Raw genomic sequence first — 13501 nt, 5'->3', positions numbered from 1 at the left:
CGTCCTATTTCGAGAACATCACCGGCAGCTTGGCATCGCGGAGGAGGTGCCGCGTCGCGGCGCCGATCACGAAATCATAGGCCCGGGAATGTCCGAATGCGCCCGTGGCGATCATATCCGCGCCCATCTCAAAGGCTTCATGCGCAAGGATATCGGGCACTTTTTCACCGTCTTTTTCCCGATGCACAATCTCGACACTGGGTCCATGGCGGCTGAGTGCGGTAGCAAGATCAATGGCGGCATGATCTGCCAGAGTATTGCTGGGAGGTTTGCCGACGCGCAGAACACGCACACTTGCACCCGCACCAACCAAGTTCATCATATCATGTACCGCCCGTGTCGCCTCGCGGGTATCACTCCACCCCAACAAGACAGTCTGACCCAGCTTGTCGGCTGTGTAGCCACGCGGAATGACAAGCACGGGGCGCCCGCTCTCTTTGATCACCCGCTCTTGCAGGCTGTTGATCAGCGGCCGTTCTTCACCGTCCTCTTCTTGCGCCATCACGATCAGATCGACAAAGCGCGCATTGGCGATGATGCTATCGGCCAGAAATCCGTTCTCGCTGCTGACTTGCCGCCACTCGTTGGGGAAATCTTCGGATTTCGCGAAGCTGTCAAAGATGTCTTTCACCTCTTTGGCATGCGCCTTTTGGCTGGCAAGAAAACTCTGATAGCTCACCTCGGGGATATGGACCGCAATGCCGGGGTAAACCACCAGCGATTCCGTGACATAAAGCCCGATAACATGGGCATTGTCCCGCCGTGCAAGAACCGCGGCGGACCGCAAGAGTTCTGCCGCCGAGGCTGTGCTGGTCAGGCAAACAAGGATGGTGCGCAGGGTCATAAGATATCCTCCGGTTCAGCTGCCGCATCGGGAACATCCGGCGCGACAGGCTACGATCGTTTTTGGAACGCGTTGATGCGTCACGACCGTTCTAGCGGGGGCAATGCGTGATGGTTTTGACATTGCTCAATCGCAGCAGGTCATGCGGTATCTGTTTCGATTGTGCAGAAAAAACCGAGGTCCGCGTCTTTATTCGCGGCCTCGGCAGTCATGGGGGAACTCAGGACTAGTCGCTGTCGCCCTGCGCAATCGCACGCAAACCAACGGGTTTCAGAATAACAACAGTGTTCACATGGTCGATCGCGATGATCTGCGACTTGCGCAATTGCGTGAACGTGCGGCTGATGGTTTCCGTGGTCAGGCCCAGAAAATCCGCGATATCGGCCCGGGTCATGGGCAAGGCGATTTGTGTATACTCTCCAAGCGGTTCGCCCACACGTGCCGAAAGCACCATCAGGAAAGACGCCAGCTTTTCAATCGAGGACTTGCGGCCCAGCATCATGAAATGGTCCTGCATGCCGCTGATTTCACGCAAAGCGGCCCGCAATAGGCGCAGATGGAGTTCTGGATCACCCTTGGCGCTCTCAAGATCCGAGCGGCGGTGCACGATCAGTGTTGTCGGCACAAGCGCGTCGCAGTCTGTGTGATAGCGTCCGTTGCTCGGGAAACCGACGGTGTCGCCGGGATACCCAAAGGCGATGACCTGCCGCCGGCCATCCTCCATGATCCGTGTCAGACGCAAAATCCCGCTGGCCACTTCATAAATCAAGTCAGCGGGGTCATCTTCAAGAAACAGATGCTTGCCCGGCTTGATTGTTATCGTTGCTTGTCTTGCAATGGATGGCTTACGGGATGGAATGACGATCATCTCGTCATTGATGCTTGGCGCAGAGGTCACATACATGGCAGCTTCCTTTTTTTGCGGTCCAGGAAACCTATTGAGCCTTCGTATCGCCCATACCTGAGCGATCGTATCAAATTGTATCAATTTGTATCAAAGCCACAAATAGGCTAGGTTCAAACCTGCCGAGTCCCTACTCTCCAGTTGTATTGAGGAACGGAGGCCGTTCATGAAAAACGCTGTCATCTTGGTCGTCGACGATGATCCAAAGATCAGAACCCTGCTGCGGCGTTGCTTTGAAGGCGAGGGCAGCGAGGTGCGCGAGGCGGGCGATAAAGCAGCGACGCTAAAGGCGCTTGCGGCGGGTCAGGTTGATCTTGTGACGCTGGATCTTGATCTGGGTTCAGATGACGGTTTGGACGTGGCCAAGGCCATTCGTCAGGCTTCCGCTGTTCCGATCATTATGGTGACGGCAAAGAGTGACGTGATTGACCGTGTCGTCGGTCTCGAGATTGGCGCAGACGACTATATTTCAAAGCCGTTTCATCTGCGCGAGGTGGTTGCACGCGTCAAATCAATCCTGCGTCGGTCACACCGCACAGCCCAGCCCACCCTGACGCCGCCCGATAGCCCGTGTTGGGTATTCGACGACATGGTCGCCATGCCCGCAGAGATGAAGCTCTTGGACCGCAACCATGACTTGGTCGACCTCACAAGCGGCGAGTTTACGTTGTTAGAGGTCTTTTTGCGCCGCCCGAAACGCGTACTTTCGCGCGAACAACTGATGGATCTGACAGGCGGACAAAGCTATGCGCCGCTTGACCGCACCATCGACAACCAGATTGCCCGTCTGCGCAAGAAGATCGAACGCAACCCCGCATCGCCACGGCTGATCTCGACAATCCGCGGCATCGGATATTCGTTCACATGCGACGTCCGGGACTGTGACAATCATCCACCATCGAATAGTGCTGAAAGCGCCTTGGCCAGATCCGACTGACGGTAGGGTTTGCGCAGGATCTGCAGATTTGTCTCGGCGTGCTTGGCGTTCAGGATATCTTCGCCATAGCCTGACGTCAGCAGAATACGGATGTGCGGATAGGTCGCCACGATGTGCCGTGCGAGCGCGAGGCCATCCAGTTCCCCTGGCATCACCAGATCGGTAAACACCGCGTCTATCGTGTCTTTCTGGCGCAGTATTTCGGCAGCGTCATCGCCAGAACCGCATTCTTCAACAACATAGCCCAACTCCTTGAGCCGCGCGACAGTCAGACGGCGTACCTGTGGGTTGTCTTCAACCACCAAAACAGATTGCCCGTTAGCCTCGTGGCGGCTGATGCTTTCTCCGGCGGTTTGGCGCATAACTGGGGCTTCACCAAGGATCGGGAAATACAGAGCGACTGTCGTTCCCAGCCCTATCTCGCTGTAGATCGCAACATGGCCAGCGCATTGCCGCACAAAGCCATAGACCATTGCAAGCCCAAGTCCGGTTCCGCGCCCGATGGGTTTGGTCGTAAAGAACGGCTCAAACGCTTTTTGTTGCGTGTCCGGCCCCATACCGATGCCGGTATCTGTTACCGAAATGCGGACATAGTGACCCTGCGCGACGTCGAGTTCCTGCGCGACGTAAGTGTCATCAATCAGGACCGTCTCTGTGCGGATAATCAACTTGCCGCCATCAGGCATAGCATCACGGGCGTTCAGTGCGATGTTGATCAGTGCTGATTGCAACTGCGTGGTATCCGCGAGGACAATCGGCAAGGGGTCGCAGCGCTCGAAGATGATTTCGTACTTTGGATCAAAGGTGCGCTGGATGAGGGCCGTGGCCGCATCACAGGCCTCATTCACGTCGATAGGGTCGCAATGGGTAATTGTCGTGCGTGCAAATGCACTGATCCCCGCGGTCAGTTCTGCACCCAAATGCGCCGCCTCGACCGCATCAGACAGGATCGCCTTATTGTCCTCGCCGTCGATCCTTGCCTCCAACAGCTCGAGATTGCCAATAATGACGGTCAGGATATTGCTGAAATCGTGACTGATCCCGCTGGTCATCTGGCCGATCGCATCAACGCGGGCAGAGCGCGCCAAGGCATCCTCGGCAGCCTTGCGTTTGCTCTGATCGTGCAGGATTGCGATAAAGTAGGTCTGTCCTGCCTGCTCGGCCTTCCCGATGGACAAATGCAACGGAAAGGCGGTGCCATCGCGCCGCAGCCCTTCGACGGCACGCCCCAACCCGATAACCCGCGCAATGCCGGTATTCAGATAGTTTTCCATAAAGCCATTGTGCCGATCCGCGAGTGCTTGCGGCATCAGGATATTGACGCTTTCGCCGATCAATTCCGCCGGATCATGGCCAAAGAGGCGTCCGACGGCGGGATTGGCCTGCATGATCACGCCTTCAGCATTACTGACCAGAACCGCATCGGGCATTGCATCAAGCAGGGCCATGAACAAAAGCGCATCGCGTTTGTAATCGCTCATCAGGGTCTGCCTTTCCACACGGAGTGTTCACGCAGAGTGACCCCTATTATTGAGAAAAATCAACTGCACCCCGCGCCATGCCCATAAATTGCCCGAAACTCACGGGAGAAATGGCGATGAAACCACATAAAACATGGATCGTATTGGCGGATTCCAAACATGTGCGGATTGCAGTCAATGATGGCCCCGGAAAAGGGATTTACGGCCATAGCACCGAAGGACTGGAAGCCCCGCCGATCACCGAGTTGTCCGATGCCCCGGGAATGACAAACGCACCCGTTGGACCAAACCGTGGCAATATCTCTGACCCCGATCTCAAAGGGCTCGCAGCGGCAGCTTTTGCCGATGATATCGTTGCTTATCTGGAGGCCGCGCTTGGTCATGGCGAATTTGAGCGTCTTGTTCTCGTGGCCTCTCCCGCCATGCTGGGGATCCTGCGCAAGGCACTGACGCCGAAAGTCAAATCTGCTTTGCGCGCCGAGGTGCCCAAAGACCTGACACATATCCCGCTGACTGACCTACCTGATCATCTGAATGACATCATGCTGGTTTAGGCAGTGATCCCCGCGCCCGCCAAGGTTGATACATGTCAACGCTAATTTTGTCGCAACGCGCTAAAATACGCACAGTTAGAAACAAGGGGGACAGATGATGTCGAAATCAGAAAATGAGACTGCCGCGGACGATGCCCTTCTCACAATGGGTAAGGCATGGATGAAACAATTCGAGGATGCGGGCCTCTATCCCTTGGGATTGATGCATACCGGATGGTTTGACAAGGTTGCCGAAATCAACAGCGAGGTGGCGAATTTCGTCGCGGACCGGATCCGCGAAGATGCCAAGACCCAAGGCGAGCTGTTGAAATGCAAGTCTGCCGAAGAATTGCAGAAGGTGCAAATGAAGTTCCTCGAAAAGACCTATGCTCAATACACCCTTGAGACAGGCAAGCTGATCAAGATGGGGATGGATATGATGCCAATCGTCGAAGGCCAGACCAAGCACACCCCCGTTTAGACGGAATTCGTAGCCGGCAGAGCGAAAATAACCCCGCTCAGCCTGACTGAACGGGGTTATTTCTTGGGAGGATCAAGCCCGTGCACGTGGCCAGGATCAGGACACTAGAGCTTGTTCAACGGCACTTTGAGCATCTCGTTGCCGTCCTGATCTCTCGGCACTTCGCCCGCACGCATGTTCACCTGTAGCGACGGAATAATCAGGCGGGGCATATCCAGCGTCGCGTCGCGTTCTGTGCGGAACTTGATGAACTCGTCGCGCGTCTTGCCGCGGCCTACGTGGATATTATGGGCCTTCTCCTCGGCGACTGTGGTTTCCCACTTAATATCGCGGCCATTGGGGCCGTAGTCATGGCACATGAAAAGACGCATGTCGTCAGGCAGGGCCAGCACCTTCTGGATGCTGTCATAAAGCGTGCCTGCGTCACCACCGGGGAAATCGGCACGTGCAGACCCGCCGTCGGGCATGAAGAGCGTGTCACCGACAAAACAAGCGTCACCGATGACATGCACCATACAGGCAGGCGTATGCCCCGGCGTGGCAATGACAAAGGCCTGCATATTCCCGATCTGATAGGTGTCGCCTTCTTTGAACAGAGCATCAAACTGCGATCCGTCGCGCTGGAATTCTGTGCCTGCGTTAAAGATCTTGCCAAAAGTGTCCTGCACAACTGTGATCTTCTCACCGACACCGATCTTGCCACCCAGCTTTTCCTGAATATAGGGGGCTGCGCTTAGGTGGTCGGCGTGCACATGGGTCTCGATGATCCAGTCCAGCTTCAGGTCGCGGCGCTGCACCTCGGCGATCAGCGCATCGGCGCTGTCATAGGTTAGGCGGCCTGCGGCATAGTCGATATCCAGCACGCTATCAATGATCGCGCAATGATCACCGTCAGGTTCCGACACGACATAGCTGATCGTATTTGTTGCCTCGTCAAAGAAGGGCGAAACATGGGGTTTGATCGTCATATCAACAGGATAAGGCATCAGTTTCTCCTCATAAAATACATTACGATATCGGAATATATAGATGGCTCAGCGCCTTCATTGATCGAAATCAATCCTACCCCATACATTTGCGGCAGGTGACGGCGTAGGGCACGGCATCCAGACGTTCCGGAGAGATGTCACCGCCGCATTTGGCGCAAATGCCATAGGTGCCCTTCGCGATGCGTTTCAACGCATCATTCAAGAGCCCCACCTCTTTCTGATTGCTCAGTCCAAGGCTGCTCAGGACTTCGTCGTCTTCAAGATCAATAGCCTGATCTTCAAGATCGGCCGGAAGGGGTTGATCAAGATCGTCGGAAATCTTCTGCATATGCGCAGTCAGCTCTGCAATCCGGTTTTCGATCTGTGCTTTGCGTTCTTCAAAAGCCACGTGCCTGTCCTTCCATAACTTTGGGATGGGGCGCACTCATTCCGCCCGTAATCCAGATGCCCCAGCTATGTCAGCTTCGCCCCCAACGTGCTTTGATTTTGATCAATACCAGCCCCGTGCGTTCCGGTACCAGTGGTTCGTAAACCCAGTGAAAAGGAAATTTGTGATGAGCCGGATGATCCATGTCTTTGAACGCACGACCCATGAGGCACATGAATGGGTGAACGATCTGGCCGGACGCACCGGTTGGACCAATGAACGCGAGGTCCTTCGCTTGCTGCGTACCGTACTCACCAAAATTCGCGATCACCTTCCGGTCGATGAAATGGCACAGTTTTCGGCGCAGCTTCCGATGCTTGTGCGTGGTATGTTCTTTGAAGGCTGGCAGCCAAAGCTGACGCCGGTTCAGGAGCGTCACGCAGAAGATTTCATCGCGGCAGTCGATGCGCAGGTCGGTGATGTGATCGACTATCAGGGACCAAGCGATATCAAGGCCGTTTTCAACGTGATCAATGCCCATATCTCGCGGGGCGAGGTGGAGGATGTCCGCGCTTGCCTGCCACAGGAGTTACGCGATTTGTGGCCCGCCCCCTAGGGCCACCATCCTTATAAGCTTCACCCCACCCGTGCGGCGACCCATGGCAGCGCCTGCGGCAAGAGCGCTTCCAGCACCTGCTGGAAGCTGCGCGTGATTGTATCGGCCCGATCATCAGCAACCGCGAGAGTCGTGGCAAAGCGCTGTGTGCCCAACACCCTTTGATCGCGGTCACGCAACACAGTCAGCTCGAACGACACCCGCGCCACAAAACTGCCATCCGCTTGCCGGTCAACCCCGAAGGCATCAATCCGCGTCAGCAGCACCGCATCAGGCACAGGCCCAGCGCCTTGTGCGCCCACAAAGCCGACCTGCCCACTGGACGCGATTGACTGGATCAGGACCGTCTGGAACATCTTCGGCACGGTATCGGCCCAGCGCGCATCAGGCAGATAAGTGACAGAGAGCGGGTCCTGCTTGATCAATATCCGGTCAGTGGCAATCGCGGCAGGGGCGCTTGGCTCAAGGACCAGCAACGTCCGCGATGATCGCCTTGTCTGACCAGCCATGCTGACAGGCTGCAAAGCATAGGTATCGCGCGGGGTGGCCGCATCATTGAGAACCCCGAGTGCCGTGCAACCGGGCAAGGCAAGTGTCGCCAACGTAAAGGTCCGTCTTGTCAGGGTCATCGGTCTTACCTCCGGTATTCGGGAACGCGGTTATCCAGCACAAAACCCGCGGGGTCCTGGTTGATACGCCGTATAAGATCATTCAGGGCACGGACAGCGGCGCGCGCTTCGCCACCCAGCGCGCCAAAGTCGCGCATGCCGGGGCTGATTGCAGCAATCGCGCTACGGGCCTCGGCAACGCCGGCGCGCAGATCAGCCATGATCGCGGGCACGTCATCAGTCACCGTGGCCACAGTTTCCGCCAAATCAGTGAGCGCGGCACGGGTCTCGGCCAAGGCGGGGCCCAGATCATCCACCATCAAACCATCGGCACGCACAAAGGCCTGATCGGCACTTGCAAGGGCAGTATCCGCATTGCCCAGCGTCGTGCGCAAATCATCGGCCAACGGGGCGAAATCCTCTGTGACCAGCGTATTGATCGCTGCAATCGCGGCGTTGGCCTGATCAATGGCAGGCCCAAGATTTTCGATGGCTGCATTCGCATTGCCAAAGGTTTCGGTGATGGCGGCAAAAGACCCGTCAGCGGCGTCTAGCGTCGCCCTTGCGCTGTTTCCCACACCGTCGAATTCAGCGACAAAGCCTGTGACCTGCGCGGTCGCGGCGCGCAAAGTCTCTGAAATATCAGAGAAATCCGTCAGCGCCTGTTCCAATCCATCGGTGGCATTATCAACGTTTTCCAGAATACTGCGCACGCGTTCCTGATTTTCCGTGCCCGTCAGCTGCTCAAGCTGCGAGACAATTCTGGAGGCATCCGCGATCAGATCGGGCGCGCTGCTGACAAGAGACTGAAAGGTCGATTGCCGCGACGGGATAATCGGGACCTCGTTGCCATCCAGCGGGATGACCGGCGCACCAGGTGCACCGCCTGACAGCGCAATATAGGCCACGCCCGTCACACCCTGTGATTCCAGCCGCGCAATGGTATCGACGGCAACCGGCGTGGTGGAATCAATTTCCACCGCAACATAGGCTTTGCTGGGGTCATCTTCCCAGATACGAATGCCCGTCACCCTGCCGACAGAAACCCCGTTGAACAACACCTCTGCGGATTGGTCCAGACCCGACACATTGTCAAAAAGCACGCCATATTGCGCGTACTGCCGGTCGATCTGGACGCTGGCCAACCACAGGAAGAACCCCAGACCGCCCAGAATTCCCAGCAAGGTAAACAGGCCGATAATGATAAAATTCGCACGGGTTTCCATCAGATGGTTTCCTTTTGTGCCAAAGCGGCGCGGGCGCGCGGGCCTTTGAAGTAGGCCTGCACCCACGGGTGATCAACGTTCTGCATTTCTGACATTGTCCCCGTGGCCAGCACGCGGCCTTCGGCCAGAACAGCAATACGGTCACAGATTGCATGCAGGCTATCAAGGTCATGTGTGACCAGAAACACCGTCAAACCCAATGCGCGGCGCAATTGCGCAATCAGCGTATCAAAGGCCGCAGCACCAATAGGGTCAAGTCCGGCCGTCGGTTCATCCAGAAAGACAATCTCGGGATCAAGTGCAATCGCGCGCGCAAAGCCCGCCCGCTTGCGCATCCCGCCGGAAAGCTCGGAGGGCATCTTTTGCAACGCATCTTCGGGCAAGCCCACCATGCGCACCTTGATCGCGGCCAGTGCCGCGCGGGTTTCGGGCGACAGCGCAAGCTGTTCGCGCATCGGCGCCTCGACGTTTTGCTGCACATTCAGCGATGAAAACAGCGCGCCATCCTGAAACATCACACCCCAGCGACGGCGCAGGCGGCGGTAGTCTTCTGCACTGGTATCACGGACGTTTTCGCCAAAGACGGTAATCTGGCCCTCAACTGGTTTCAAAAGCCCCACAACCGCACGGAGCAACACCGATTTGCCGGTCCCTGATCCGCCTACGATCCCGATGATCTCGCCCTGACGCACATCAAGATCGAGGCCGTCATGGACCGTATGCTTGCCGAAACGGGTGACAAGGCCGCGAACACTGATGATAGGTGCCTCGTCCATCAGATCCCCAAAACGGCAAAAAAGATCGAAAACAGCGCATCCGCGGCGATCACAAGGAAGATCGCCAGCACCACAGAGGTCGAGGTCAGATGACCTAAGGATTCCGCGTTGCCCTTGACCTGCATCCCTTCAAAGCAGCCCACAATTGCGATAATCAACGCAAAGAACGGCGCTTTGATCAGCCCCACGAACAGGTGCTCAACACCGGTATTGCTGACCAATCTGGACTGGAACACGCCAGGAGAAACGCCAAGTTCAATCCATGACATGAGCGCGCCGCCGAACAGGCCCGCAAAGTTCGCGATGATCCCCAGAACCGGTAACATGATGGTCAAGGCGATCACGCGAGGCACGACCAACACCTCAACCGGATCAAGCCCGAGGGTGCGCATTGCGTCGATCTCTTCGCGCATTTTCATAGACCCAATCGCAGCGGTAAAAGCTGAACCGGAACGTCCCGCCACGATAATCGCTGTGAGCAGAATACCGAGCTCACGCAAAATCGAGATCGCGATCAGATCAACGACGAACACCTCCGCTCCGAACTGGCGCAGTTGTGCAGCCCCCTGAAAGGCCAGCACGACACCGATCAGGAAGGCCATCAACGACACAATCGGAACAGCGTTCAGCCCCACCTGCTGCATGTGGTGCACAATGGCGGTCCACCTGATCCGCCCCGGCCGCACGATCAACCCTGCAACCGTCGCAACAACGCGGCCAAGAAACCCGACAATCGCCATTGTCTTTTGAAACGCGCTGACCGTTGACCGCCCCACCTGTTCGAGCCTGTCGGCGACCGACTTTTTCGGTGCAACGGGTATGTCTGTTTCCGGCATATTCTGGCGCAAGGTCTCGATCAGATCGCTTTGCAGGGATGTCGCGCCCGTGATTTTTGGCGTCCCACCAGCATCCTGTATCCGGCGTTCCAGCGTCACAACGGCCCAGGCACCCGCCGTATCCAGCCGTGTGACACCGCTCAGGTCGATCGTTTCCGCCTGACCATGCTGTGCCAGCAGCCCTTCCACTGATCCGATCAGAAAATCACCCTCCAGCACAAGGACACCATCCACAAAGTTCATTTGCGGGGCGGTGGTGTTGTCGGCTGGGCGCGATCCGCGAGTGTTCATTTCCACCTTCTATGTCGGCACGATCCAAGGTGTGTTGATCAAGGTCAAAGACCGCAATCACCAGTTGTTGATAAACATCAATCACACACCTGCATCCACGGCTAGTGTGCGCGTTGCAGACACACATGGAAAGAGGCACAATATGAAACTTATGCCATTGCTGATGATCTTGTTTCTGGCCAGTTGCGCACGGGAAGGGACTTACCCCCTTTCAGGTGAGGAATGCGGACCAGACGATCCTGTTCTGACGCTTGATGCCGCGGATTGCATGGCGCCAATCTCGGGTTAACCCCGTTGCACCCGTCATTGCTCATCGCGCTTGGCGCGCTGTTTCTCAGCGGGTTGGTTGCCGATCTGATTTCACGCAAGACAGGGTTTCCGCGCGTCACCTTGTTCTTGTTCATTGGATTGGGCGCGGGAGGTGCTGGCTTTGACATGATCCCGCCTGCGTTGCAGGAGTGGTACGACGCTTTGTCTGTCATCGCCTTGACGATGGTCGCCTTCCTTTTGGGTGGAGGGCTGCACCGCGATACACTGCGCCAGCACGGACGGGCGATCATGATCATTTCGCTGGCCATTGTGTTGGGCACGCTGGTTGTCGTCACGATTGGCCTGACCGCCATGGGCATGCCGTTGGGGCTTGCCCTGCCGCTGGCAGCAATTGCCACCGCAACAGCACCCGCGGCGACCAATGATGTGATCACCCAGTCCGGTGTAAACAACGGCTTTACACAAACCATACGCGGCATTGTCGCCATTGATGATGTCTGGGGGCTTCTGACCTTCAGCCTGGTGCTTGTGGCCGTGGGCCAACTGCAGGGCGATCACGGCCTAGAGGGTCTCTTGCTGGCTGGCCGGGAAGCAGGTGGTGCCATCGCGCTTGGCTTTGCTATCGGCGTACCTGCGGCGATGGTGACGGGGCGTCTGCGTGATGGCGAGCCGCTCCAGATCGAGGCGCTCAGCCTTGTGTTTCTCTGCGCCGGCCTGTCGCTCTGGCTTGAGGTGTCATTCCTGATCACAGGCATGGTCGTGGGGGCGGTTATCGTCAATCTTGCGACGCATCACACCAAAGCCTTCAACGAAATCAGCCATATCCAATGGCCCTTCGTTGTGCTGTTCTTCATTCTCGCCGGTGCCGAACTTGACATGGACGTTGCCCGCACCCTTGGCGCGATCGGGCTTGGCTTTGTCGTCTTGCGAACCCTTTCGCGGATCATCAGTGGCTGGGTCGGTGCACGGCTGGCCCATGTACCTCAGAATGAAGTGCCTTGGTACGGTGTCGCGTTGCTACCACAGGCCGGCGTTGCAATCGGTATGGCGCTGATTGCCGCGCAACGGTTTCCGGCATGGGGCGCGGAAATCATTGCACTGACAATCGGAACAACAGTGGTTTTTGAAATCTTCGGACCTATCGCAACCCTGATTGCGATCAAGCGTGCGCAGCAAGACAAGGGTAGCTGAGCCTAGAGTGCTTTCCGCTGGATGGCATCATCTGCGCGATGCAAATATCCAATCAGATTGGCCAAGGTGACAACGCCCATCAGTTTGTGATCATCAACCACCATGAACTTGCGTACACCGGTCTGGGAAATCAGCTCTAGCAAGGCACGGACCGCCATATCCGAAGGAATCGTGACCGCAACATCAAGGCCGGCAAACACATCGCCAACGCGCGTATTGGTCCAATGATCGCGGTCGATGGCTGACAGTACGTCTTTGTCGATCTGCCCGATCAGCACCCCGTCAGCAACAACCGGAACAAAGCTGACACGATGTTTCAACATGACCTGATTGACGAACTCCGACAAAGTCAACTCGGGCGAGACAACGACGGGATCCCGGATCATGACGGCGGAGACTGTCTTGCCTGAAAACGTGCTTTGCATCAGCTGGTTCTGATAGGCGGACCGTGCCGCAGCCAGCACAAAAAAACCGATCAGCACGTACCAGAGCCCTGAGGGTCCCGCACCCAGAAAGACGGTGTAGGCCCCCAAGGCAATCAGACCATAGGCCAGAATCCTGCCCGATGTCGCTGCGGTCCGTGTCGCGCTGAGCAGATCACCGCGCCGCGCCCAAAGATAGGCCCGCAAGACGCGGCCGCCATCCATCGGAAATGCTGGCAGCATGTTGAACACAGCAATCACGATGTTCACTGTGCCAAGATATGCCAGAACGCTTGGCAAGGCAGGCGAGATCATGACCGCCTGCGATGCCCCCGCCAACATCCAGAAGAGTACACCCAGAACAATGCTCATCGCAGGGCCAGCAATCGCGACGCGAAACTCGACCTTTGCAGAGGGCACTTCGGTCTCAAGCTCGGCCACGCCACCGAACAGGAACAGGGTGATCCCCCTGATCCGCACACCATAGCTGCGGGCAACGACCGAATGTGCCAGCTCATGCAGCAAGAGAGAGGTAAAAAACCCGAGCATCGCAAGAACGGCTAGTAGGATATAGTTCGTGTCAGCCAAACCCGGCAGCGCGACGGGAAAGTACTGGGTCGCAAGCGACCATGTGATGAGAGCAGCAATCAAAAACCAGCTTGGGTCCAGCTTTATCTCAAAGCCGCCCACATTGAATAGCCTGATCGCGGATGTGAACATTCAGGAACC

The 13501-nt window shown here is 56.8% G+C and carries 16 protein-coding genes; 6 read left to right on the top strand and 10 right to left on the bottom strand.

Annotated elements, in window-relative coordinates; translation table 11 throughout:
- Window positions 1-4: 4 nt before the first annotated feature.
- Both C7964_RS01005 and C7964_RS01000 read right to left on the bottom strand, forming a co-directional pair.
- The gene (locus C7964_RS01005) at window positions 5-844 is read right to left on the bottom strand and encodes a universal stress protein (RefSeq protein WP_110277856.1); all 840 of its coding nucleotides are present in this window, start codon (window positions 842-844) and stop codon (window positions 5-7) included.
- Window positions 845-1070: 226 nt separating this feature from the next.
- Window positions 1071-1748 carry a helix-turn-helix domain-containing protein gene (locus C7964_RS01000; RefSeq protein ID WP_286163682.1) on the bottom strand — a complete coding sequence of 226 codons (678 nt, stop codon included), beginning with the start codon at window positions 1746-1748 and terminating at the stop codon, window positions 1071-1073.
- Between the two features lie 166 nt (window positions 1749-1914).
- Between C7964_RS01000 and C7964_RS00995 the strand changes: the two genes are divergently transcribed.
- Window positions 1915-2685 carry a response regulator gene (locus C7964_RS00995; RefSeq protein WP_110277855.1) on the top strand — a complete coding sequence of 257 codons (771 nt, stop codon included), beginning with the start codon at window positions 1915-1917 and terminating at the stop codon, window positions 2683-2685.
- Here the strand turns inward: C7964_RS00995 and C7964_RS00990 are convergent.
- Window positions 2637-4166, bottom strand: coding sequence for a PAS domain S-box protein (locus C7964_RS00990; RefSeq protein WP_110277854.1), 1530 nt, complete (start codon window positions 4164-4166; stop codon window positions 2637-2639). The genes C7964_RS00995 and C7964_RS00990 overlap by 49 nt on opposite strands.
- A 116-nt stretch (window positions 4167-4282) precedes the next feature.
- Here C7964_RS00990 and C7964_RS00985 point away from each other — a divergent pair, with 116 nt between their 5' ends.
- Window positions 4283-4720, top strand: a complete 438-nt coding sequence (locus C7964_RS00985) for a host attachment protein (protein WP_181417077.1) — start codon at window positions 4283-4285, stop codon at window positions 4718-4720.
- Between the two features lie 97 nt (window positions 4721-4817).
- Window positions 4818-5180, top strand: coding sequence for a hypothetical protein (locus tag C7964_RS00980; protein WP_220000155.1), 363 nt, complete (start codon window positions 4818-4820; stop codon window positions 5178-5180).
- A gap of 104 nt (window positions 5181-5284) precedes the next feature.
- Here the strand turns inward: C7964_RS00980 and C7964_RS00975 are convergent, their stop codons facing one another.
- Window positions 5285-6169: an MBL fold metallo-hydrolase gene (locus tag C7964_RS00975; protein ID WP_220000159.1), complete on the bottom strand. Its 885-nt coding sequence runs from the start codon at window positions 6167-6169 to the stop codon at window positions 5285-5287.
- 73 nt (window positions 6170-6242) lie between these two features.
- Window positions 6243-6557 carry a TraR/DksA family transcriptional regulator gene (locus tag C7964_RS00970; protein WP_242654428.1) on the bottom strand — a complete coding sequence of 105 codons (315 nt, stop codon included), beginning with the start codon at window positions 6555-6557 and terminating at the stop codon, window positions 6243-6245.
- Window positions 6558-6723: 166 nt separating this feature from the next.
- Here C7964_RS00970 and C7964_RS00965 point away from each other — a divergent pair, with 166 nt between their 5' ends.
- Window positions 6724-7152 (top strand): DUF2267 domain-containing protein, encoded by a 429-nt coding sequence (locus C7964_RS00965; RefSeq protein WP_286163681.1) that lies wholly within the window; start codon window positions 6724-6726, stop codon window positions 7150-7152.
- Window positions 7153-7172: 20 nt separating this feature from the next.
- On the opposite strand, the gene C7964_RS00960 is transcribed toward C7964_RS00965, so the two are convergent.
- From C7964_RS00960 to C7964_RS00945, 4 genes are read right to left on the bottom strand one after another with little or no spacing between them, the layout of a single operon-like run.
- Window positions 7173-7781, bottom strand: a complete 609-nt coding sequence (locus C7964_RS00960; RefSeq protein WP_110277849.1) for an ABC-type transport auxiliary lipoprotein family protein — start codon at window positions 7779-7781, stop codon at window positions 7173-7175.
- A gap of 5 nt (window positions 7782-7786) precedes the next feature.
- Window positions 7787-8986 (bottom strand): MlaD family protein, encoded by a 1200-nt coding sequence (locus tag C7964_RS00955; RefSeq protein ID WP_110277848.1) that lies wholly within the window; start codon window positions 8984-8986, stop codon window positions 7787-7789.
- Window positions 8986-9762 carry an ABC transporter ATP-binding protein gene (locus C7964_RS00950; protein ID WP_110277847.1) on the bottom strand — a complete coding sequence of 259 codons (777 nt, stop codon included), beginning with the start codon at window positions 9760-9762 and terminating at the stop codon, window positions 8986-8988. The genes C7964_RS00955 and C7964_RS00950 overlap by 1 nt, the downstream gene beginning before the upstream one ends.
- Window positions 9762-10889, bottom strand: coding sequence for an ABC transporter permease (locus C7964_RS00945; RefSeq protein ID WP_110277846.1), 1128 nt, complete (start codon window positions 10887-10889; stop codon window positions 9762-9764). The genes C7964_RS00950 and C7964_RS00945 overlap by 1 nt, the downstream gene beginning before the upstream one ends.
- A 142-nt stretch (window positions 10890-11031) precedes the next feature.
- Between C7964_RS00945 and C7964_RS19840 the strand changes: the two genes are divergently transcribed.
- Window positions 11032-11178, top strand: a complete 147-nt coding sequence (locus tag C7964_RS19840; protein WP_181417076.1) for a hypothetical protein — start codon at window positions 11032-11034, stop codon at window positions 11176-11178.
- 17 nt (window positions 11179-11195) lie between these two features.
- Complete coding sequence (locus tag C7964_RS00940) at window positions 11196-12350, top strand: cation:proton antiporter (protein WP_286163680.1); 1155 nt, start codon at window positions 11196-11198, stop codon at window positions 12348-12350.
- 2 nt (window positions 12351-12352) lie between these two features.
- Here C7964_RS00940 and C7964_RS00935 read toward each other — a convergent pair whose 3' ends face one another.
- Window positions 12353-13492, bottom strand: a complete 1140-nt coding sequence (locus C7964_RS00935) for a site-2 protease family protein (RefSeq protein ID WP_110277844.1) — start codon at window positions 13490-13492, stop codon at window positions 12353-12355.
- Window positions 13493-13501: the final 9 nt, after the last annotated feature.

Source organism: Loktanella sp. PT4BL (genome assembly GCF_003201935.1).
In the GTDB taxonomy this organism is placed as follows: Bacteria; Pseudomonadota; Alphaproteobacteria; order Rhodobacterales; family Rhodobacteraceae; genus Yoonia.
The sequence above is the reverse complement of the archived record's forward strand: the minus strand, read 5'-3'. Positions and strand labels throughout refer to the sequence as shown.

Excerpts from the sequence above, each read along its gene's own strand:
- C7964_RS01005 (WP_110277856.1), bottom strand. The coding sequence starts at position 844 with ATGACCCTGCGCACCATCCTTGTTTGCCTGACCAGCACAGCCTCGGCG.
- C7964_RS01000 (WP_286163682.1), bottom strand. The coding sequence starts at position 1,748 with ATGTATGTGACCTCTGCGCCAAGCATCAATGACGAGATGATCGTCATT.
- C7964_RS00995 (WP_110277855.1), top strand. The coding sequence starts at position 1,915 with ATGAAAAACGCTGTCATCTTGGTCGTCGACGATGATCCAAAGATCAGA.
- C7964_RS00990 (WP_110277854.1), bottom strand. The coding sequence starts at position 4,166 with ATGAGCGATTACAAACGCGATGCGCTTTTGTTCATGGCCCTGCTTGAT.
- C7964_RS00985 (WP_181417077.1), top strand. The coding sequence starts at position 4,283 with ATGAAACCACATAAAACATGGATCGTATTGGCGGATTCCAAACATGTG.
- C7964_RS00980 (WP_220000155.1), top strand. The coding sequence starts at position 4,818 with ATGTCGAAATCAGAAAATGAGACTGCCGCGGACGATGCCCTTCTCACA.
- C7964_RS00965 (WP_286163681.1), top strand. The coding sequence starts at position 6,724 with ATGAGCCGGATGATCCATGTCTTTGAACGCACGACCCATGAGGCACAT.
- C7964_RS00960 (WP_110277849.1), bottom strand. The coding sequence starts at position 7,781 with ATGACCCTGACAAGACGGACCTTTACGTTGGCGACACTTGCCTTGCCC.
- C7964_RS00955 (WP_110277848.1), bottom strand. The coding sequence starts at position 8,986 with ATGGAAACCCGTGCGAATTTTATCATTATCGGCCTGTTTACCTTGCTG.
- C7964_RS00950 (WP_110277847.1), bottom strand. The coding sequence starts at position 9,762 with ATGGACGAGGCACCTATCATCAGTGTTCGCGGCCTTGTCACCCGTTTC.
- C7964_RS00945 (WP_110277846.1), bottom strand. The coding sequence starts at position 10,889 with ATGAACACTCGCGGATCGCGCCCAGCCGACAACACCACCGCCCCGCAA.
- C7964_RS19840 (WP_181417076.1), top strand. The coding sequence starts at position 11,032 with ATGAAACTTATGCCATTGCTGATGATCTTGTTTCTGGCCAGTTGCGCA.
- C7964_RS00935 (WP_110277844.1), bottom strand. The coding sequence starts at position 13,492 with ATGTTCACATCCGCGATCAGGCTATTCAATGTGGGCGGCTTTGAGATA.